Raw genomic sequence first — 20,424 nt, forward strand, 5'->3', positions numbered from 1 at the left:
GGTTCGGGACCGCCGCCCGGACGCGAAAGCTATTTCAGTGCGTTCGCAAGTTCGAATCGTTCGGCGAAGGCGGACAACTCGTCTCTGGCTTGCTCAGGGTCCCCTGTGCTCGCGCTCACCACGATGCGCGTGACACCCTGTTCGGCCAGTCCCTCGACCCGCTCGACCGGCATGTCGACAGATCCCCAGCGCGTGTACTCGAACGCGCCGGGATCCCGGCCCGCCGCAGCGGCCGCGGTATGGGCGATCTCCAGCTGGGCGGCGCGTTCGGTGGGCCCGAGCACCCCGCCGGGGAAGTAACCGTCGCCGCGGGAACCGGCGCGGCGCGCCGCGGCGCGGCTCGATCCACCGACATGGATCGGCAGGTCGCCGCCGAGGGGTTTCGGATAACTGCACAGGTTCTCGAACCGGAAGAACTCGCCTTCGAAGCTCACCCCGTCCGCGCCGCCCGACCACAGCAGTCGCAGCACATCGATGGCCTCGTCGGCGCGGCGGCCTCGGGAGGCGAAATCGACGCCGACGGCCTGTGCCTCCCCGGGCAGGGTTCCCACCCCCACGGTGAGCAGGCGCATCCGTCCCTTGGACAGCACGTCGATCGTCGCGAGGCGTTTGGCCAGCACCACCGGATGGTGGTAGGGCAATAGCAGCACCGCGGTGCCGAGCAGGATCCGCTCGGTCGCTGCGGCCACGAAGCTCAGCGCGTCGAGGGGGTCGGCGAACGGCACCGAGGGCGTGATCTCCATCGGTCCGACCGCGGCGCCCGGGTACAGCGCGACGTGCTCGGGCAGGTAGATCGCTTCGAATCCGCAGCGCTCGGCGTGCTGGGCGTAGGCGATCAACCGGTCCGGGTCGACGCCGAAGAAGGGAGTGCTGTAGCTGACCGCGAACCTCACCGCGGCTCCTCGATCCGGTCGAACTCGCAGGCCGCCGCGAGCCGCTCGTGCAGCTGGCCTCGTACTCGCTCCAGCCGCGCCAGGTACGAATCGACCTCGGACAGCTTGCGCCGCAAGGTGGACACCGAGTCCGGGCAGACGTCTCCGGAACCGTTGCCCGCCCGCAGGCAGGCGACGAACGGACGAATGTCGTCGAGATCGAAGCCCGCGCCGAGCAGTTCGCGGATCTGCGCCACGATCAGCACCTCCGCGTCGTCGTACGAGCGGTAACCGTTGGCGGCGCGGTGCGGCCGCACCAAACCGTGCTCCTCGTAGTAACGCAAGGCGCGCGTGCTGGTGCCCGCCCGCTCCGCCAGTTCGCCGATGCGCATCCGTCCTCCTTGTCTCCGCTACCGCCACGCTAAACCTTCTCGTCGACGTCAAGGCAAGTCGGCGCGGGCTGCGTACCCTCGGGGGAGATCAGCCGGCGAGCCTTGCTCGCCGATTCCCCTCGACCAGAGAGCATTTCGTGACGAACGCGCATTTCATCGTTCCGGTCCGCGACGGCGAGCGGGAATTGCTCGACCGGGTCGCCGACTTGGCGACCGGATTCGCGGCCGTGGCGGCCGACTACGACGAGCGCGCCGAGCTCGCCGTCGAACATCTGGACGCGTTGCACGAGGCCGGCGCGGATCACGCGGTGCTGCCCGAATCGTCCGGTGGCGCGGGCCTGAGCTACCTGGGACTCGGTCGCCTCGTCAGAATCCTGGCTCGAGCCGATCCGTCCACCGCGACGATCTGGACCATGCACGCGGGGGCGGGCGTCGCCCTCGCGGAAATCACCGGCGAGAGTTCGGGATCGTTCTTCGCCGACGAGTTCCGGTCGGGTAAGCGCTTCGCGAACGCGTTGTCCGAACCGGCGAGCGGAAACCGCTTCCTCCAGCCGCAGCACGTCGCCGAGCCGACCGCGGGCGGGTGGTCGCTGAGCGGGGCGAAGCGGTTCGTCTCCGGGAGCGAGATCGCCGATTATCTGCTGGTCAACGCGCTCGTGGCGGGGGAACCCGCTTTCTTCGGCGTGGTCCCCGACGAAACGGTATCGATCGTCCCGATCTGGGACACTCTCGGCCTGCGCGCCACGCGCAGCCAGCTGCTCGCGTTCGACGACACCGTGCTGCGTGCCGAGTACCGGGGCCGCGCGCCGCGTCCGGGAGATTTCGCGGTGATCCCGGCCGGGCTTCCCGCGATTTCGCTCGGCATCGCCGATGCCGCGCTGGACGCGCTGGTGGAACACGCGCGCACCAGGGAAATTCTCGGCAAGCCCTTGGCGCACCAGCAGTGGGTGCAGTACGAGGTCGCGGACGCGCAGACCCGGCTCGCCGCCGCGCACGCGCTCTACGAACAGGCATTGTGGCAGGCCGACCATGGGATCGCGCTGTTCTTCGACAACCTGTCCCGAGCCAAGTACCTCGCGAACAAGGTGGCGGTCGACGTGGCGCAGCTCGGCGTTCGGGTCGGCGGCGGCTCGGGGTATCTGAAGCGGTCGCCGATCCAACGTCACCTGCGCGATGCCCAGGCCGGCCAGCTCATGGCGTATTCGACGGAGGTGATCGCCGGGGTGATCGGGCGGGGTGTCCTCGGCGTGCCGGACGAAGCGTGACTCGCGGGTGCTAGCGCGGCGAGCGCTTGTCGCGCCCCGGTGCGGTGTGGTTGTCGAGCAGGAACGCCGACATCGCCTCGGCTACGGCGGCGGGCTGGTCGAGCATGGACAGTACGTACGCGTCATCGATTTCGACCAGCCGGGCCGCGGGAATGAGTTCCGCGAGCCGCGGGCCGTGCTCGCGCGGCATCACCTTGCCCGCCGAAGACCACAGGATCAGGGCGTCTCCACGGAAGTCGCGCAACGCTTCGGTATGGGCGATCAATTCTCGTTTCGGGAACGCCGACTTGGTGTAGGCGAGCAGGTCCCGCCGGATCCGTGCGTCGCGCAGCCCCGGCTCGGTCCAGCCGCGCACCAGCGCATCGGGCAATGGGCGCCGCGCCATCCAGCCGAACAGCAACGGCGAGCGGCGCAGCCACCGAACGCGCAACTGCCGCAGCGCCAGCGACATGCCGCCCGGGAGGTGAGTGGCGACGGTGGCCATCTTGCCCGGCAGGCCGGGCGGGAAGTTGTCGAACGCCTCGCACGGCAGCACGATCAGCCTGCCGACGCGTTCGTCCAGCCCGTAGGCGGTGAGGAACAGCGCACCGCCCCAATCGCTGTGAACGAGCGTGACCTCGCGCAGGTCGAGTGCGGCGAGGAAGTCGGCGATCAGGTGGTTCAGGCCGCGCAAACTCAGGTCGACGCCGGGGCGCAGCGGCAGGGGATGGGCGCCGAGCGGCAGGTCCGGCAACAGGTACCGGAAGCCTTCGGGGAGGGCGTCGATCACCTCGTCCCAGACCGTGTGGTTCATCAGCAGGCCGTGCAGCAGGACGACCGGAGGTCCCTCGCCGCGCTCGACGTAGTGCACCCGTCCCGCGGGCAGTTCGATCACAGGCATGTCCGCCTCCATTCGAGCGATCACTCTAGAGTGTTTGCTCTAGTCTGGAAGGGTGACCGAGAAAATGTCAACCAGCACCCGGGAGCGCATCGTCACCGCGATGGCCGAGTTGATGCGCACACAGGGCTATGCGGGCACCAGCGTCAAGCAACTCACCGTCGCCGCTCAGGCTCCGATGGGGTCGCTCTACCACCACTTTCCCGAGGGCAAACCGCAGATCGCCGCCGCGGCCCTGCGCACGTCCGGGGCCGCGTACATCCAGTTGCTCCCGCTGCTGCTCGACGCACACGACGACTTGCGCGAAGCCATACCCGCCGCCTTCGCGGCGGCCGCCGAACAGATCGAGCAGACCGGCTGGATCAACATGTGCCCGGTCGGCACCGTCGCGGGTGAGATCGCCGACAGCGAACCCGCGCTGCGCGACGTCGCCGCCGAAGTCATCGCCTCCTGGATCGACGAGGGCACCGACTACTTCGTCCGCCGCGGCCTGTCCGCGACGGACGCTCGCGATCTCATCCTCGCCGTTCTCACGAGCCTCGAGGGCGCTTTCGTCCTCAGCCGCACGCTGCGCTCGACGGAACCGTTGCACGCGGCGGGCCGGTCCACGAGTGCCCGTATCGAACAGGTACTGGCCGGGGCGCGCGGTCAGCGCGCCGCGCACTCGGCCGAGTGACTAGCCGACGCCGATCTCGCGGCCACCGACTCCCGAGGTGAACTCCTTCCAGCGCCATGGCCCGCCCGCGTCGCTGGCCAGCGGCGGGGTGTCTTCCCCCGCGCCCGCCCGCAACCCGGAGATCAGGTGCCGGAGTGCGTCGACGGCGGTGAACCGAGGAGTCCAGCCCAGCTCCGCCCGCGCGCGGCCGGTGTCCATGATCGGCAGGTGCATCACCCCGTCCAACAGGTCCGGCGTGGCGGGCAGTGTCCGCGCGTGCCAGCCCATCGCGAGTGCGGCGCGGATCACCGCGGGCGGAACGGACACCACCCGGGCATCGAAGACCGCGGCCAGCCAGGAGCGATCGATCACCGGCTCCGCGGCCAGGTTGAACGGGCCACGGGCATCGGTCGCGATCGCGAGCGCGTACGCGCGTCCGACGTCGGCGCTGTGCACCGCCTGGAACCGCAGGCCGCGCGGAATCGGCAGGATCGGCGGGAGGCCCGGCCGCATCAGGCGGTTCGGCAACAGCGGACCGGCGAACAGACGCCGTTGCTGACTGGCGGTGTGCCTGCTGAAGATGAACGCCGGACGCATGCGAACCACGCGGCGATCCGGATTCTCGGCCTCGAACCGATCGAGCAGCCTTTCGACGTAAGCCTTCTCCCGCATGTAAGCGGCGGGTGGCCAGCCGTCGGTCGGCCAGCTCTCCGGCACCGGCTCGTCGCTCTGGCACGGGGAGTAGGCGCCGACGGAGGAGGCGTAGACCAACGCGGGGACCTGCGCCGCGGCGACGGCGCGCAGCACGCGTTCCGTGCCGCCGACATTGGCGCGCCACGTGACCATGGGCTGATGGGTGGGCTGGAACAGCCATGCCAGATGCACGACCACGTCGGCTCCGTGGAAATGGGACTCCAGGTCGTCGGTTCGCACATCCGCGCGCACCCACTCCACACCCGGGCGCGGGATGCCCGGCACGCGCCGAGCGATCCCCACGATCGAACTGACTCCCGCTTCGGCCGACAGTGTCTCCAGCACGCTCGTTCCGACGTTTCCGGTGGCACCGACCACGACGACGCGCATATCTGCTCCTTGGCTCGGTGACGAGGTTCGAGAGCGACTTACCCAGGATGTCGGCGACGACACCGCGGTAGAGCGGTGAATCGGATTCTTCCCGGCCGGGCCCGGCGACCGCCGGGTGCGGTAGCCCGAAGGCGCGCCCAGGACCGCGTCACGACGGGCCGGTGCGCATCCGGACGACCTGCGAACCAGCGGCGGACGGGAACCCACTCGGGCTCCCGTCCGCCGCTCGTCTGCAAAACGTCACATATTCGATTGGGCGAGACGGTTGGCAAGCAGTTCCTTACCCATCCGGCCGCCCTTGCGGCTGTCGGCCTGCGCCTTGCGGAAGAACTCCACCAGCTCGGTGTCTCCGGCGCGTTCCGCGTCCTGGATGAACGTGTCCAGACGCAGTGCGTTCTCGAGGGACGCCTCGACGAACCAGATCAGGTTGTAGTCCTTGTCCCTGGTGCCGGTGATGGTGCCCGTTTCCTGCTGCTTGGTCATCTCCACTCCTTTCGCTTCTTCGTCGCCGAGCCGCGCGTCGCGTCAGTCCCGTCCGAGCGCGTGCGCCAGCTCCTTCTTCGTCATCTTCGAGCGGCCTTCGACATTGCGCTTCTTGGCCTCGTTGTACAGCTGGTCACGGGTCGGCCCTTGGGCGCCGCTGTGCGAACGCTGACCACCGCGCTGCTGCGGGGACTTGTCGTCGGTCGACGTCTTGCTCGCGGTCTTGGATTGTCCGGACTGGGCACGGTTCTTGTTGACCGTGCGAGCGGCGATCTCCTTCGCGCGCCCGGTGCTCGCGCCCCGGGATTTCGCCGAATCCGCGATGTGCTCGTACTGGCGTTCCTGCTTGTCGGTCCAAGCCTTCGGCATGTCATCACCTCCTGTATCTGCGGTCTACCCCAGGAATCTCCGCGCAATCCGGATCGGGCCCGAATCGTCCGCCGGGCCCGGCCATCCGAAGCTTCCGAGAGCGCGACCGCTACTCCGGGAGGTGGTGAGCTGACGTCAGCAGGTGCTGGGCGCGGGCTCGCCGCGAACCCGGCCTTGGAGCCACGGCAGCACCGAGGGGGCGCCGAGGACCGCTGCGGTCAGATGCTCCACGTCGGCCACGCGCAGTGTCTGCACGGGCACCCCGGCCGAGCACCAATGGCGATTGGTGTTGTCGATGGCATCGATCGGAATCAGCCCATCGCTAGGTGAATGCCATTCGAAAATGGGGATTTCCGGGGCGCTCGGGTAGAGCTCCACACTGTTCTCCTCGACCACCGACCATGCGGCCGGAGTGTCGAAGACCGACGTGGAGGTCACATAGTCGCGCGCGCTACCGTTCACGCCCGCGGCGAGGATGTCGTTGGTGCAGCTGTTGGCCATCTCGTCGCGAAGCGCCAGACCGCGCTCGTTGAGTGACTGGCTGGTCGGCACGCGGTCGGGGTACTCCCGTTCCAGGCCGATCGCCGTCGCCATGGCCAGGCCGAACGCCGGATGCGGTTCGAAACCCAACGCTTTGGCCATCGTCACCAGGTTCATCGGGGCGCCGCCGATGGCCGCGCCCGCGAGCCGCAGGTCGGGCGCGTAGGTCGGTTGCAGCTCGGCCGCCCATGCCGTGGCGAGACCGCCGCCGGAGTAACCGGCCAGCGCGGTCGGACTGCTCTGCAAGCCGAGTTCGGGGAGCTGTTTGGCCGCGCGGATACCGTCCAACGTGATCTGGCCGCCCAAACGCCCGGCGCCGAGCGCGAACTGCGGTCCGAGATGGTCCGGCAGCGCTACCGTCCAGCCCTGCGCCAGCAGGACGTTCAACATCGGCGTGGTCAGCGTCAGGTTCGGATCGTTGTGGTAGAGCAGGTGCGACACCGCGCAGTGCGTGCCGAGCGAGTTGATGAAGTGCTGATACGACAGCAGCGGCATGCCGGGCCGCTGGCCGAGGGGGGTGAGGATCGTTGTCGTCGCCGAGATCGGCGCGCCCCGCGAATTCGTGGACCGGAACTCGACCAACCGGACGGTGGCGCCGGGGAACAGCGGAAGCGGTGGCAAGACGCGCGCGTCGAGTATGTCACCGGGACGGTGCGCCGCCAGATCGGCGGGCGCGGCGTAGAACGGGTCCGGATCGGGCTGCGGATAGAGCGGGTCCGCGGTTGCCGCCGTCCCGAGCAGAAGAGTGACTGCCATTCCGCAGCACGCGCCGATGGCACGGGCGGAACCGATGCGTTTACTGCCGAGCAAACGAAGAAACGGACGAGTCACGACCTTGACCTCCAGGGGTAGTTCGCCGCATTCGCCGAACAGTGGCGGGCATAAGAGTGCATCGTCGGCAAACTATCAGCAACATGAAGTGGTGAGTTCGTGAATGCGCGAAAAATCCACTGGCCTCGAAGATAACTGGCGATTTTGAGGTGATTCATTGTGGGTATCGTGATGCATAGCAACTGAACAGCCACTACTGGGAGAATCCCAGGGTCCGCAGCGGAGACCGCACATCCGCGCTGGGCATCCGATCCGCCGTCGGCCATGGCCGCGAACGTCCGGCGGTGTCCGTTCGTTTGTCACATCGCGACCGAACGCATCCCGACGAGGGGTTGCGATGGGGGGCGAGCACGGCTTGGCTGGATCACATACACAGCGACGAGGTGCAGGGCGCAGGAAGGAGCGGTCATGGCCAAGACAGCAACCGAGAAGGTCCGTGAGTCCGGGTCCGAATCACCGGAGAAGGCACGTTCCGCGCCGCCCACCGAGACCGAAGCGCCGACCGGCTCCGACACCGCGACCGCAGAGCGCGGCGGGGTGCGTGTCCCGGTTCCGACGCTCGGGATGCGGATGGCGCGAGTTCCGCTGCCGCCCGGGCCGCGCAGCGTGGCGACCGGTGTTTCCTCGGCGACCACGGCGGTGCTCGATCGAGTACCGGACCGGGAGTCGTTGCTCTATTTCGGCGGGCTCGGGGCGGCCGCGGTCACCGGGCTGGTCTCGTGGCCGGTCGCCGGAGCGATCGGCGTCGGCGTCTGGGTGGCCGAGCATGCCCGTCGTTCGCCGGTGCCTGCGGGAGACGGGGCCGAAAAATGACCTGACCACGCGATGCCACCCAGCGCCGCCTCAACCGCGCCAGCTTTCGAGGACGCGGTCGACGGTGGGCCGGATACGAGCCCTGGCCTCCGAGCGGGGGATGCCGGTCATGAGGAGATGGTCGTAGTCGGTGTCGCGGTGGCGGATGGAAGCTATCACGGCGAGGGTGAGCGCTTCGGCGGACAGGAGTTTGGCGGCGGCGGTGCGGCCTACGCGGCCGCTGCCGCGGGCGGCGGCGTGTTCGGCGATCTCGGTGGCGCGGTCGGCGGGGCAGCGGGGGAACAGCCGCCGGATCTCGTCGGACATTCGGGCGCGGTATTCGACGTCCTCGGCGGCGCGGCGCACGCGGTCGCGGTCGCGGCGGCGGGAACGGGCCTCTTCGTCGGCCAGGCATTGCTGTTCGGCGCGGGTGAGGGCGACTTCCTCGACGAGGATGCCCAGCCGTTCGTAGCGTTTGCGCCGCCGGTTGAAGCGGACCACCACGGCGGCGAGGGTGCTCTCCTTCTTGGCGCGCCGGCTCAACGCCGCGTTCCCGGCCGGCAGGAACTCCAGATGATCCAGGTCCGAACAGGTGAGGCACAGCGGCCCGGCCGCGGAGGTGATCAGATACGAGCCGGTCTCGGCGCATTCCGCGCACGTCCAAGGTTCAGCGGCCTCGACCACCGTCAGATCCGGGGCCCGGTTCTGGCGCCGGACGACCTGCTCGCGCCGCGCCGGGCTGAGCTCCGCCGAGAGCCAGTGCACCCGGAACACCGTGTCGTCGCCGTCGTCGACGAACCGCAACGCCTCGCGGTCGCGGCCGCTCGACAGATACGCCGCTGTGGCCGCGGTCAGCCCGTGCTCGCGGGCCCACTCGCCCAGCAGATCCGCCGCTTCGAGCATTCGTCGCCCGTCCACCGCCGTGACCCGCTCCAGCGACGGCGCCTGCCCCTGTCGCCAGCGATCGACCTGACCGGACCGCACCCACCCCAGAACGGCGAACACATCGACCGCCGACACGTATTTGCGTTGGGCCAGCGCCGCTTCCGCAGCCTCGACCACCCGTCGCCGCAGCTTGGACACGAGTTCGAACCCTAGCGCACGCCGCGATGGGCGCAGGACGGTGCCGATGCGGCGGATTCGCTACGAAAAAGTGTCCTATCACCCGATCGAATGTCGGTATGCAAGCGGATGCCGGCGGGTGGCGTTCATCGGGCGCTGGTCGAATAGCGGGGCAACGTTCGCAGGGAGGAAGAGCCATGACCAGCATCGACACTCACGCCAACGGAACCGTCGCGTCCCGTGTCACCGAACTGACCACGGTTTTCGAGCGGGGACTTCGCGAAAACCTAGGCGTCGGCGCGTCTCTGGGCATTCGACTGGAGACCGCGGGCGACGGCTACACCCGGTACTACCTCGATCCGAACCCGGCCGCCATCAACGCGATGTTCACCGTGCACGGCGGCGTGCTGGCCACCTTGATGGACACGGCGATGGGGAGCGCGGTCTTCACGAAGCTCGGTGACGGCGTGGCCTATACGACGTTGGAGTTGAAGGTGAACTTCATCCGGTCGGTGACGCTGGACGGTTCCCGGCTGACCTGCGAGGCCAACGCCGTGCACCTCGGGCGGCGTACCGCGACGGCGGAGGGCCGGATCACCGACGCGAACGGCAAGCTGATCGCGCACGGTTCGACCACGATCCTGGTCTTGCAGCCCGAACACTGAGCGCAGCGGACGGCCCGGCTCCCGCAACACGATCGGGAGCCGGGCCGTCCGGTGTCGAAACTCAGGCCAGTGCACGGCATTCGTCGATGAAGCGCACCAATTCGTCGAGGCGGTCGCTGCGGGCGTCCACCGCGCGGTCGATCACTTTCACGAGGTGCTCGTAGGCCTCGGTGTGGTCGTAGGAGGCCACGTCGGCGATCTTCAGCGCCCACCGCCAGTAGCCGCGCATGGTGTCGGCCAAGGGCATGCGGAAGGTGGCGATCACCTCCCGGATCGGCTCCACGGCGGCGTCGCCTCGTACCCGCAGGTAGCGGCCGACCACGTCGGCCATGAAACTGAAATGCCGCGCCTCGTCGCGCGACAGCCGCGCCAGCACCGCCCCGAGCACCGGATCGTTCACCACCTCGCGCAGGTGCTGGTAGTACATCTGCGTCGCCTTCTCCTGCACCAGCGCGTAGGCGAAGAACTGCACCGGATGCCGGTAGGGCAGGTCGAACGGTTTCTGCCCCTCGATCGCCAGCTCGGCGCGCAGGGCGCCGCGCTCGGCCATCCCGGACGCCACCTGGTAGCGGCTCAGCGCGCGTGCGTGGGTGTCCTCCTCCAGCGCCCAGCGGACCGTGAAGTGGTAGAGCTCGCGGTTGTGCACGAACGCGTCCCGGTCGACGGTGTCGTCCACCGGGAAATAGCGGTGGTAGACGTCGAAGTAGCCGGGCAGATGGTCCTCGATGAGGGTGACGAACTGGACCGCGGACCGCTGGCCTTCGGTGAGCAGGCCCGCGTCGGCGCGGGACCAGTCGAAGGCGGTCTCCACGTCCCAGGCGCGCGTGGCGGGCGAGGCCGCGAGGAAACCGTCGACGGCCGCGACCACTTCGTCGACGGGAATCAGCGCCGATTCGATGTTCATCTGTCGCTCCTGCGGCTCAGCGGGCGTTACGGCAGGTCAGCGCGTAATGCTTGGTGGTGTAACCCCACCCGGCGTTCGCGATCTCCAGGTAGTGCCGCAGCTTCGCGGCCAAGCCGGGCCCGTGCGCGTCGATGCGTTCGGCGGCGGCGTCGACGTTCGCGATCCAGTCGTCGATGGTGCGGCGGTAGTGCTCGGTGAGGTCGTCCACCGCGATGACGGACAATCCCGCGTCCTCTGCGGCGGTGACCAGGTCGGAGAGCGGACGCAGATCGCCCCACCCGAAGATGTCAGCGCGCACGAACTCGGTTCCGGCCTTGGCGTCGAACGCCGTGCGCGCGGACGCGTTGCGGAAGCAGCTCTCCGACACGTACAGCGTGCCGCCGCGCCGCAGCACCCCGCGGGCTCGGCGGAAGACCGCGCCGAGATCGGGCATGTGCACGATCGAGCCGAGCAGCGTCACGGCGTCGAAACCGCGCGGCGGCAGTTCCATCCGCTCGAAGTGGCCGACCCGGGTGTGCACCCGATCCGCGAGACCGCGGGCGCGGGCCTGCTCGGCGATGTACTCGTGCTGGCGTGGCGCCGGGCTGACACCCGTTGTCTCGCAGCCGAATTCCGCCGCCATGAACAGGATCAGCGAGCCCCAGCCGCATCCCACGTCCAAGAGGCGTTCGCCGCCGGTCAGCCCGAGCCGGTCGGCCACGAACCGCAGTTTGCGCCGCTGCGCCTGCTCGAGGGTGTCGGCCTCGGATTCGTAGAGCGCCGAGCTGTATTTGCGCAGCGGGTCGAGGAATTGGCCGAAGATGTCGGGGTCGAGGTCGTAGTGCTGGTTGGTGTCTGCGGTGACCGGCTGGTCGGTGACGGTCACGCCGCCGCCTCGCGCAGCGCCTTGCCGACCACGGTGACGACGTCTTTCAACGAGGACAGGCCGAACACGTCCTGGTCCTCGAGTTCGATGTCGTAGGTGCGCTCGATCTTGGCGACCATGCGCAGCACGCGCACCGAGTCGACTCCGGCCATGCCGCGCAGGTCCAGGTCGGGGCGCAGCTCGGTCTCGGGGATGCCGGTCTCGGCGGTGGCGATGCCGGTGACCGTGCGCAGGATGTCGTCGGCGGTGTGGGTGGTGGTCATGACTCGACTCCGTTCGGGGCGAGGGCGGTGCCGGTGGACAGTGCGTGGGAGAGCGCGGCGACCTCGTCGTCGCCGAGGGTGAGCTGATGGCGCACGTCGTCGAGCGCGAACGGCTGGTAGGCCGCGGTGGAGCCGGCGCACACGAGGCCGTCGGCGTCGCGGATCTCCGCGGACGCCCGGATCGGGCGGTCTTCTTCGTCGCCGGGCAGCGTTGCGACGCAGTGGTATTCGCGTCCGACGAGTAGCGGGGTGAGGAATCGGGTGCGCTGGGTGACGGTGAACGCCGGGTGGCGGCGCGCCAGGACGATGAGATTGCCCATCACCTCGTCGCAGATCACGCCGATCAACCCGCCGTGCACGACGCCGGGGTAGGACTCGAACTCGCGCCCGAGCCGGAACCGGGCCTGCAACCCGTCCGGATGCGGGGTGAACCGCAGGCGAAGGCCGGTCGTGTTGTGCGGCGAGCAGCCGAAGCAACGGTAGTCCGGGATCACCGACCAGGGCACCCGGACGGTGTCCACTCCGCCGTGGACGGTGTCGTCGAAAGCGCTGTCGCGGTCCATGGCGCTAGGCGATCGCGTCGGCCAGGGCCCGGCGAACCTTGGCGTTGCTGGACAGGTCGAGTCCGGTCATGCCTGCGAAGGTGCGCCGGACCTTGTCGTGCAGGACCTCCAGCTCGCCCTCGGCGGCGACCTGCTCGAGGAACAGGTCGAAGCCGGTGTCGATGGTCTCGTGGTCGCCGAGTTCGCTGATCCCGGCCTTGAACGTGCTGACCGGGTGCTTGATCTTGGCCTCGGAGCTGTACACGTAGAGGGTCTCCAGCACCGACGGCAGCTCCTCGGGCCGCCGCCGCAGCCGCTCGGTGGCGTAGTGGATGAACTCGCGCGCGTGGCCCGCCTCATCGCGACTGGCGTTGAGCAGCAATCCCTTCAGCACGGGCTCCTCCACCCAGTTCGCCACCGCCCGGTAGATGTGGTTGACGGTGAGCTCGGAGATGATGTTGGTGGCCAGGGTCGCCGACGGGGTGGTGCCCGGCGCGTACGGCTCGCGCATCGAGTCGACGGCCTTGTCGTCCACGCGCTCGCCGAGCGCGTTCAGCCAGGAGCGGAACGCGTAGTGGTGCTGCACTTCCTGGTAGCCCCACACCACCGCGAACGTGGAGAAGTCGTAGTCGTCGACGAACTCGTTCAGGAATCCGTGCACCGCGGCGATGACGTTGGACTCGCCCATCGTCGCGCTCTTGGCCAGGGTGATGTACTCGGGACGGACCAGGGTCGCGTCGACGGCGTCGAGATCGAGGTCGGCCAGCTTCCAATGCAGGCGCTCGTAGTGGCGGAAGACGTCATAGCTGTGCACGAAAGGCTCCGGTTCGGTCGGGATTACCTGCGGTGGGTGATGAGATCGCGGGCGGCGAGCCGCTGGAGCTTGCCGCTGCTGGTACGGGGAATGCTGCGCGGCGCGACCAGGTGGACCTGGACCGCGGCCAGGCCGAGTTCGGCGGAGACCCGGGCGCGGATCGCCTCGGTCAGCGCGTCGGCGTCGGCTCCGGTGCGCTCGGATTCGGCGATCAGCGCGATCACGTCCGCGCCGTGCGGGTCGATCGCCGCCGTGCACCGGCCCTTGTACACGCCGTCGAGGTCGCGTACCGCGGCCTCGACGTCCTGGGCGTAGTAGTTCACGCCGCGCACCGTGATCATGTCCTTGCACCGGCCGGTGACGAAAAGCTCGCCGTCCCTCAGGTAGCCGAGGTCGCCGGTGCGCAGCCAGCCGTCGGCGAACAGCCCGGACACGCGCGCGGGGTCGGCGGTGAGATATCCGCCGGTGACCGCGTCGCCCTGGATGAGGATCTCGCCCACCTTGCCGTCGGGCAGGTCACAGTCCTGGTCGGGGTCGACCACGCGCACCCGCATACGCGGTACCGGCGAGCCCACTCCGGCCACCGGCCGAGCACCCGAGGCGTCCGGTGAAACACGCTGTGCGATCGCGCCATCCGACAGTGCGGCGCGATCCACCCACTCGAAGACGGGCGCGCGGCCCAGCGGCGGGAAGGTGACCGCGAGGGTCGCTTCGGCCATGCCGTAGACGCCGAACATCGTCGCCGGTCGGAATCCGGCGGGGGCGAAGCGCTCGCAGAACGCGACGACGACATCTCGGGAGATCGGTTCCGATCCGTTGAACGCGATCCGCCAGCGGCTCAAGTCGTAGTCGCGCACCCGCTCGGCGGGCACGGCGGCCAGCAGCGCCTCGTAGCCGAAATTGGGCATCGCGGTGATGGTGGTTCCGCTGGCGGCGAAGTCGGCGAGCCAGCGGGCCGGGTCCTTGACGAACGACAGCGGGGACCACACGTGGGCGGGGATGCCGCGCAGAATCGCCGAGAGCGTGCCGAACAGGCCCATGTCGTGGAACAGCGGAAGCCAGAACCCGCCCTGATCGTCCAGGCTCAGATCGATGCCGGTGCGGATCGATGCCAGGCCGCTGAGGACGTTGTGGTGGGTCAGGCGAACGCCTTTGGGTGTCGCGGTGCTGCCGGAGGTGAACTGGATGACGGCCGGATCGTCGCTCGACAGCTCGGGAAGGGCGGCGGCCGTCGCAGTGTCCTCCGCGAGAAGTGCTGCGGTGTCGATCAATTCGACGTCCAGCGTGTCGCCGAGCAGTGCCGCCAGGTCGGCGAAGCGATGCGACACCAGAATCGTGCGCATGCCCGCCGCCGCGACGATGGCGGCGAGCTTCTGCGGGTAGCCGCTCGCCGCGCGGGCGCCTGCGGGCAGCGGAAGGGGAGTCGCGGCGCCGCCCGCCGCCGTCACACCGAACAGGCAGGTGAGGAACTCGGGAGCATTCGGACTCAGGATGCCCACCGGTTCGCCGCGCCGCACCTCGCGCCGCAGCAGCGCCGCCGCCGCGACCAGCGACCGCCGGTGCAGCTCGGCGTAGTCCACCGTTTCCGGCAGCGACCAGAACGTGGCGGCCACCGCGGGATGGGCGGCGGCGATCTCGGCGAGGCGACCGTGCAGGGTCCCGGCCGAATCCGCGGAATTCATGTCTGCCACGGAAACAGCGAATTGTGACGGCGCATTGAACTCGTTGTGAATTGACGTCGGCGATAAACAAGGCCGATCATCCGATCGCACTGCGCGATAAAGTATTTCGGCTATGGCCCGATAGGAACGGGTAATCGTCGCCACACCGCGCCGGTGCCGCGCACCACGATGGACGAGAAATTCTCTCCCGCGTCCCGGAATTGTCCGCAGCGATCCGGCGGATGCTATGCCCTTTTCCGCGCCGCGTCCATTTCTACCCAGGAGTCGCCGGTGAGTTCCGACCAATCCGCGGTCGAGGAGTCGACCCCGGTTCAGCTGGCGGTCGTCGAGAGCGTCGCCGCGCACATGCGGCACAACCCGTACGGCAGTTACGACGTGCTGCGCGCGGCGGCCCCGTTCGTGCCGGGCCCGCACGACACCCACCTGGTGACCCGCCACCACGAGGCGCAGGCGATCATGCAGGACCCGCGCTGGAGCCACGCCGAGGAACCGGAACTGCTGCACGGTGACAGCGAGGTCGAACTGCCCGGCTCGTTCCTCTGGATGGAACCGCCGGAGCACACCCGCCTGCGCGGACTGGTGAGCAAGGCGTTCACCGCGCGCACCGTCAGCGGTATGCGCGAGCGCGCGGAGCGTTTGGTCGAGGACCTGATGGCGAAGATGCTCGCCGAGCGCGACGTCGACCTGCTCGAGGCGCTGGCCTATCCGCTGCCGCTGACCATGGTGTGCGAACTGCTCGGCGTGCCGCCCGAGGCGCACGAGCACGTGCGGGAGATCTCGGCGGGCATCGCGCGCGGCCTCGACCCCGACGTGCTGCTGTCGAAACCGGAGCTGGACGCGCGCACCGCCGCCGTGCACGCCTTTCTCGAATTCTTCGGCGACCTGGTCGAGCAGCGCCGCCGCACTCCGCGCGCCGACTTGATCACCGCGCTGGTGCAGGCCGACGACGCGGGCGCGCGCCTGACGCGCACCGAATTGCTCGGCACGCTGCTGATCCTCGTCGTCGCCGGGCACGAGACCACGGTCAACCTGATCGGCAACGGCGTGCTGGCGCTCATCCGCAACCCGGAGCAGTTCGAGCGGTTGCGCGGCTTCCCCGAGCTGTCCGAGCCCGCGGTGGACGAGGTGTTGCGCTACGACGCCCCGGTGCATCTGACCACACGCACCGCGCACGACGAGATCACTGTTTCGGGAAGGACTTTCGCGCCGGGCGATGCGGTGATCGTGCTGCTGGCGTCGGCCAACCGCGATCCGGCGGCGTTCCCGCGGGCCGACGAGTTCGACATCGCGCGGTATGCGCGCGGTCGAAAGGCCGAGCGGCACTTGTCCTTCGGGCTCGGCCTGCACTACTGCCTCGGCGCGCCGCTGGCGCGGCTGGAGATGAGCGTGGTGCTACGGGCGATCGCCGACCGGGTCGCGTCCATGTCCCTGCTCGAGGAACCGCTGTACCGGCCGAACGTGGTCGTGCGCGGCATGTCGCAACTGCGTGTCCGGATGGAGGCCCGATGAACACCGTTACGCCCGCCGAAGTCACCTTCGACGCCTTCGATCCGAGCGAGCGCGCCGACCCGTATCCGGCCTACCGGCGGGTGCGGGACGCGGCGGCGCTCTTCCCGTTCGCGTTCGGCGATGTGCCGGTCACGCTGGTCACCCGTTACGAGGAGTGCGCCGCGATTCTGACCGGCGCGGACTGGGGGCACGGCTACGCGGCGGGCATCAGTCCGTTCCGGGACACCACGGCGGCGATTCCCGGTTCCTTCGTCCGGATGGATCCGCCCGAGCACGGCCGCTACCGCAAGCTCGTCGCGAAGGCGTTCACCCCGCGGCTGATGGCCGAGATGGCCCCGGTCGCCGGGCAGGTCGTGCGGGAGATCGTGGACGCGGCGCTCGTCCGCGGCGAACTCGACGTGCTCGACGGCCTGGCGGTGCCGCTGGCGGTGGCGATGGTGCCGGTCCGGTTGCTCGGCGCCGACCCGGCCGACGCCGCGAAGTTCCGGGAGTGGCAGCTGGCCATCGCGCGCGGCAGCGACCCCGATTCGCTGCTCGGGCCGCGGGATGTGGCGGCCCGCACCGCCGCGGCCGTGGAGTGCATGGGCTACTTCGCCCGGTTGGTCCAGCGCAAGAAGGAGAATCCGACGCCGGACCTGCTGAGCGCGCTGGTTGCCGCGAGTGCGGACAGCGACCAGCTCACCGAGCCGGAGGTGATCGGCATTGCCCTGCTCACCCTGGTGGCGGGGATGGAGACCTCGATCAACCTCATCGGCAACGGCATGCTCGCGCTGCTGCGCAGCCCGGACCAGCTCGCCCTGCTGCGCGACCAGCCCGACCTCATCGCGCCCGCGCTGGACGAGATGCTCCGCTACGACGCGCCCACCCAGTTCACCATTCGCGTAGCGCTGGCCGACACGGTGGTCGGCGGACACCGGTTCCGCAGGGGCGACGGAGTCGTGGTGCTCACGGCGTCGGCCAGCCGGGACGACCGGGTCTATCCGGACGCCGACCGCTTCGATGTCACCCGCTACGCCGGAAACCATCCCGCGCGCAAGCATCTCGGCTTCAGTCTCGGCATCCACTACTGCGTGGGCGCGCCACTGGCGCGGATCGAGGCCGAAGCGGCGGTCGGCGCGCTGCTCGCGCGGGCTCCGAAACTGGCGCCCGCGACCGACGCGATCGAGTACCGGCCGAGCTTGATCCACCGCGGCATCGTGTCGCTGCCGGTGACGTTGTGAACGGGGCACGGCACGCCGTCGTGCTCGGCGCTGGCGTCGCCGGGCTGCTGGCGGCGCGGGTTCTGGCCGACCACTTCGCGCGGGTCACGGTGTTCGAGCGCGACGGCTTCGACGTCGAGGGCATGCGCAAAGGCGTTCCGCAGGCACGGCACCTGCACGGCCTGCTGGATGGCGGCCGCACCGTCATCGAGGAACTGCTGCCCGGATTCACCGACGAGATGACCGCGCGCGGCGCGACCCGCGCCGAGGCCCTGGTCGCGACCAGGTGGTACGTGGGCGGGCTGCGGGCCGCGCCGGCCGCCACCGGGCTCACCTCGCTGATCGCGACCCGGCCTCTGCTGGAATCGCTATTGCGGGAACGGATATCGCGGCTTTCTCAGGTGCGGCTCGTGGCGGGAACCGCGCGCGGCCTGATCGGTGACCGGCACGGCGTGCGCGCCGTGTCGGTGACGGGTGATTCCGGCGTCGAGACGCATGCGACCGACCTCGTGGTCGACGCGACCGGACGCGGCACGCGAGCGCCGGTGTGGCTCACCGCGCTCGGCGCCGAGCCGCCCGCAGAGCAGCGGCTGGAGGTGGATCTGGGCTACTCCTCGCGGTTCTACCGCCGCCTCGAAGGCCAGCTCGACGGGCACGCCTCGGTGATCATCTCGACCGGGGCCAGCGGCCGCGGCGGCGGCGCGGTGCGGGTGGAAGACGACCGCTGGCACGTCACGCTGGCCGGGATACTCGGTGACCACCCGCCCACCGACCCCGACGGCTTCACCCGGTTCGCCGCCTCCCTCGCCGCGCCGGACATCCTCGATCTGATCACCCGCTCCGAACCGGTCGGCGACGCGGTGCCGCACCGCTTCCGCGCTCCGGTGCGCAGGGCCTACCGGCGCCGTGCCGCGGTGCCCCATGGCTTCCTACTGCTCGGCGACGCGCTGTGCAGCTTCAACCCGCTCTACGCCCAGGGCATGGCGGTCGCCGCCCAGCAGGCCGCGGCACTGCGCGCGTGCCTGCGCTCCGGCGGACCCACGCCCGATCTCCCCGCGAGGTTCTACGCGGCGGCGGACAAGGCGCTCGACGTCGCCTGGCAACTGTCGGCCGGCGCGGATCTGGCGCATCCGGGGGTGGTGGGGCCGCGCACGGTGCGCACGCGGCTCACCAACGCCTATGTGGCCCGCGTGCATCGCGCGGCCCACGTCGACCCGCATGTGTCCAGGACCTTTCTGCGAGTGGCGAACCTGGTCGAACCGCCGACGGCACTGCTGCACCCCGCGATGGCGGGACGAGTACTGCTGCGCGGCGGCACCCGCGCGGCCGCACCGAACATCCGTCCCACCGGTCCCGGACCCCTTCGCGCATCGGGTCCTTCGCCGGACCCGCGGCCGTCCATCCCTTCCGATCGCCGACCCATTTCGACTACCGGCAGCATCGACCGGCGTCGGTGCTCCGCACAGGAGGAACCACTCGACATGGACTCGTCAACCGCTGGTACGGCTGTCGCGGAACAGGATTCCGCCGTCCAGACCGCCCTGATCCAGCTCTTCGGCCCCGAAGGCAGACCGGATCCCTACCGCCCGGCCCGGGTGCTGCGCGAGGCGGGCCGCCTGCACCAGACCCCCTTGGGCCACTACGTGCTCACCCGCTACGAGGACTGCGCCGCCGCCCTGTCGACCACCGCGTGGAGCCACGCGGAGGAGGCGGCGATGATGCATCCGACGGTGTCGCCGGAGGACGCGCCCGAGGAGTTGCCCACCTCGTTCCTGTGGATGGAGCCGCCGGACCACACCCGGTTGCGCAACCTCGTGACCAAGGGCTTCACCCCGCGCATGGTGACCAGGCTGCGTCCGCGAATCCAGGAACTCACCGAGCAACTGGTCGACAAGGCCATGGAGGCAGGCGAATTCGACCTCGTCGAGATGATCGCCTACCCGCTGCCGCTGATCATCGCGTGCGAGCTGATCGGGGTGCCGCCGGAGGCCTACGACCAGGTTCACCAGTGGTCGCAGGATTTGGCGCGTGGCTTCGACCACGATTACACGCTGCCGGCGGCGGCGCTGAAGGCGCGCAGCGCGGCCTCGCGCGGATTCATGGGCTACTTCCGCGAGTTGCTGAACCAGCGCCGCCGCGACCCGAAGGACGACCTGCTCAGCGCGCTGTCCCAGGTCGAGGATCGCGGGGACGTGCTCACCGAACAGGAGTTGCTCGCCACCTGCATCACCACGTTCGTGGCCGGGCACGAGACCACGGCCAACCTGATCGGCGCCGGTTCGTTGCAGTTGATGCGCAACCCAGAGGCGATCGATACGCTGCGCAAGCGACCGGAACTGGTCGCCTCGGCGCCCGACGAACTCTTGCGCCTGGAACCGTCGGTTCAGATCACCACGCGTGCCGCGACCCGCCCGATCACGCTGGCCGGGCACGACTTCGAGCCGGGCGAAGGCGTGGTGGTGCTGATCAATTCGGCCAATCGCGACGACGCGGCCTACGCCGACGCCGATCGCATCGACGTCGCCCGGTACGCGGACCCGATGAACCCGGCCAAGAAGCATCTCGGCTTCAGCCTGGGCATCCACTACTGCCTCGGCGCGCCGCTGGCGCTGCTGGAGATGGAAGTGCTGCTGGAAGTGCTGTTGCGGAAGGTCCGCGACATCGAGGCGCTGTCGGACACGCCGCCGTACAAGCCGAATGTCGTGATCCGCGGGTTGGCGGCGCTGCCGACTCGTTTCACCGCCGTGTGAGTCCGGCGCC

The 20,424-nt window shown here is 69.5% G+C and carries 21 protein-coding genes; 7 read left to right on the top strand and 14 right to left on the bottom strand.

Annotated elements, in window-relative coordinates:
• Positions 1-29: 29 nt before the first annotated feature.
• Together ACIA5H_RS24600 and ACIA5H_RS24605 are read right to left on the bottom strand one after the other, a co-directional pair.
• Positions 30-893, bottom strand: coding sequence for a TIGR03619 family F420-dependent LLM class oxidoreductase (locus ACIA5H_RS24600; RefSeq protein ID WP_379252702.1), 864 nt, complete (start codon positions 891-893; stop codon positions 30-32).
• A complete protein-coding gene (locus tag ACIA5H_RS24605; RefSeq protein ID WP_355076553.1) occupies positions 890-1,264 on the bottom strand; it encodes a MerR family transcriptional regulator in 375 nt (124 codons plus the stop codon). The genes ACIA5H_RS24600 and ACIA5H_RS24605 overlap by 4 nt, the downstream gene beginning before the upstream one ends.
• Positions 1,265-1,401: 137 nt before the next feature.
• On the opposite strand from ACIA5H_RS24605, the gene ACIA5H_RS24610 reads away from it, so the two are divergent.
• Positions 1,402-2,529 carry an acyl-CoA dehydrogenase family protein gene (locus tag ACIA5H_RS24610; protein ID WP_379252703.1) on the top strand — a complete coding sequence of 376 codons (1,128 nt, stop codon included), beginning with the start codon at positions 1,402-1,404 and terminating at the stop codon, positions 2,527-2,529.
• Between the two features lie 10 nt (positions 2,530-2,539).
• Here ACIA5H_RS24610 and ACIA5H_RS24615 read toward each other — a convergent pair whose 3' ends face one another.
• Complete coding sequence (locus tag ACIA5H_RS24615) at positions 2,540-3,409, bottom strand: alpha/beta fold hydrolase (protein WP_379252704.1); 870 nt, start codon at positions 3,407-3,409, stop codon at positions 2,540-2,542.
• Between the two features lie 64 nt (positions 3,410-3,473).
• On the opposite strand from ACIA5H_RS24615, the gene ACIA5H_RS24620 reads away from it, so the two are divergent.
• On the top strand, positions 3,474-4,082 hold the full coding sequence (locus tag ACIA5H_RS24620; RefSeq protein ID WP_397077487.1) for a TetR/AcrR family transcriptional regulator: 609 nt from the start codon (positions 3,474-3,476) through the stop codon (positions 4,080-4,082).
• Here the strand turns inward: ACIA5H_RS24620 and ACIA5H_RS24625 are convergent, their stop codons facing one another.
• The 4 genes from ACIA5H_RS24625 to ACIA5H_RS24640 form a co-directional block, all read right to left on the bottom strand.
• Positions 4,083-5,144, bottom strand: a complete 1,062-nt coding sequence (locus tag ACIA5H_RS24625; protein ID WP_379252706.1) for an NAD-dependent epimerase/dehydratase family protein — start codon at positions 5,142-5,144, stop codon at positions 4,083-4,085.
• Between the two features lie 240 nt (positions 5,145-5,384).
• Positions 5,385-5,627, bottom strand: coding sequence for a hypothetical protein (locus ACIA5H_RS24630; protein ID WP_355076543.1), 243 nt, complete (start codon positions 5,625-5,627; stop codon positions 5,385-5,387).
• A 42-nt stretch (positions 5,628-5,669) separates the two neighbouring features.
• The gene (locus ACIA5H_RS24635; RefSeq protein WP_355076542.1) at positions 5,670-5,996 is read right to left on the bottom strand and encodes a plasmid stabilization protein; all 327 of its coding nucleotides are present in this window, start codon (positions 5,994-5,996) and stop codon (positions 5,670-5,672) included.
• Between the two features lie 135 nt (positions 5,997-6,131).
• Positions 6,132-7,292 (bottom strand): lipase family protein, encoded by a 1,161-nt coding sequence (locus ACIA5H_RS24640; protein WP_379252707.1) that lies wholly within the window; start codon positions 7,290-7,292, stop codon positions 6,132-6,134.
• A 483-nt stretch (positions 7,293-7,775) separates the two neighbouring features.
• On the opposite strand from ACIA5H_RS24640, the gene ACIA5H_RS24645 reads away from it, so the two are divergent.
• Positions 7,776-8,180, top strand: coding sequence for a hypothetical protein (locus ACIA5H_RS24645; RefSeq protein WP_379252708.1), 405 nt, complete (start codon positions 7,776-7,778; stop codon positions 8,178-8,180).
• A 30-nt stretch (positions 8,181-8,210) separates the two neighbouring features.
• On the opposite strand, the gene ACIA5H_RS24650 is transcribed toward ACIA5H_RS24645, so the two are convergent.
• Positions 8,211-9,242 (bottom strand): DUF2293 domain-containing protein, encoded by a 1,032-nt coding sequence (locus ACIA5H_RS24650; RefSeq protein ID WP_397077493.1) that lies wholly within the window; start codon positions 9,240-9,242, stop codon positions 8,211-8,213.
• A 176-nt stretch (positions 9,243-9,418) separates the two neighbouring features.
• Between ACIA5H_RS24650 and ACIA5H_RS24655 the strand changes: the two genes are divergently transcribed.
• Positions 9,419-9,886: a PaaI family thioesterase gene (locus ACIA5H_RS24655; protein ID WP_379252710.1), complete on the top strand. Its 468-nt coding sequence runs from the start codon at positions 9,419-9,421 to the stop codon at positions 9,884-9,886.
• Between the two features lie 61 nt (positions 9,887-9,947).
• On the opposite strand, the gene ACIA5H_RS24660 is transcribed toward ACIA5H_RS24655, so the two are convergent.
• Genes ACIA5H_RS24660 through ACIA5H_RS24685 form a run of 6 tightly spaced genes read right to left on the bottom strand, consistent with a single transcriptional unit; the run spans position 9,948 to position 14,956 of the window.
• Positions 9,948-10,790, bottom strand: a complete 843-nt coding sequence (locus ACIA5H_RS24660) for an acyl-ACP desaturase (protein ID WP_379252711.1) — start codon at positions 10,788-10,790, stop codon at positions 9,948-9,950.
• Between the two features lie 16 nt (positions 10,791-10,806).
• Entirely contained in the window at positions 10,807-11,655 is an 849-nt protein-coding gene (locus ACIA5H_RS24665; RefSeq protein ID WP_397077496.1) for an SAM-dependent methyltransferase, read from the bottom strand.
• A complete protein-coding gene (locus tag ACIA5H_RS24670; RefSeq protein ID WP_397077498.1) occupies positions 11,652-11,918 on the bottom strand; it encodes an acyl carrier protein in 267 nt (88 codons plus the stop codon). The genes ACIA5H_RS24665 and ACIA5H_RS24670 overlap by 4 nt, the downstream gene beginning before the upstream one ends.
• Positions 11,915-12,481: a PaaI family thioesterase gene (locus ACIA5H_RS24675; protein WP_397077500.1), complete on the bottom strand. Its 567-nt coding sequence runs from the start codon at positions 12,479-12,481 to the stop codon at positions 11,915-11,917. The genes ACIA5H_RS24670 and ACIA5H_RS24675 overlap by 4 nt, the downstream gene beginning before the upstream one ends.
• A gap of 4 nt (positions 12,482-12,485) precedes the next feature.
• The gene (locus tag ACIA5H_RS24680) at positions 12,486-13,274 is read right to left on the bottom strand and encodes a ferritin-like domain-containing protein (protein ID WP_379252715.1); all 789 of its coding nucleotides are present in this window, start codon (positions 13,272-13,274) and stop codon (positions 12,486-12,488) included.
• Positions 13,275-13,297: 23 nt separating this feature from the next.
• Positions 13,298-14,956, bottom strand: coding sequence for a fatty acyl-AMP ligase (locus ACIA5H_RS24685; RefSeq protein ID WP_397077503.1), 1,659 nt, complete (start codon positions 14,954-14,956; stop codon positions 13,298-13,300).
• A 270-nt stretch (positions 14,957-15,226) separates the two neighbouring features.
• Between ACIA5H_RS24685 and ACIA5H_RS24690 the strand changes: the two genes are divergently transcribed.
• Genes ACIA5H_RS24690 through ACIA5H_RS24700 form a run of 3 tightly spaced genes read left to right on the top strand, consistent with a single transcriptional unit; the run spans position 15,227 to position 20,414 of the window.
• Entirely contained in the window at positions 15,227-16,465 is a 1,239-nt protein-coding gene (locus ACIA5H_RS24690; RefSeq protein WP_379252717.1) for a cytochrome P450, read from the top strand.
• Positions 16,462-17,685, top strand: coding sequence for a cytochrome P450 (locus ACIA5H_RS24695; protein WP_397077506.1), 1,224 nt, complete (start codon positions 16,462-16,464; stop codon positions 17,683-17,685). The genes ACIA5H_RS24690 and ACIA5H_RS24695 overlap by 4 nt, the downstream gene beginning before the upstream one ends.
• Positions 17,682-20,414 carry a cytochrome P450 gene (locus ACIA5H_RS24700; RefSeq protein WP_397077508.1) on the top strand — a complete coding sequence of 911 codons (2,733 nt, stop codon included), beginning with the start codon at positions 17,682-17,684 and terminating at the stop codon, positions 20,412-20,414. The genes ACIA5H_RS24695 and ACIA5H_RS24700 overlap by 4 nt, the downstream gene beginning before the upstream one ends.
• The last annotated feature ends 10 nt before the right edge of the window (positions 20,415-20,424 follow it).

Source organism: Nocardia sp. NPDC051900 (genome assembly GCF_044452545.1).
GTDB lineage: Bacteria > Actinomycetota > Actinomycetes > Mycobacteriales > Mycobacteriaceae > Nocardia > Nocardia sichangensis.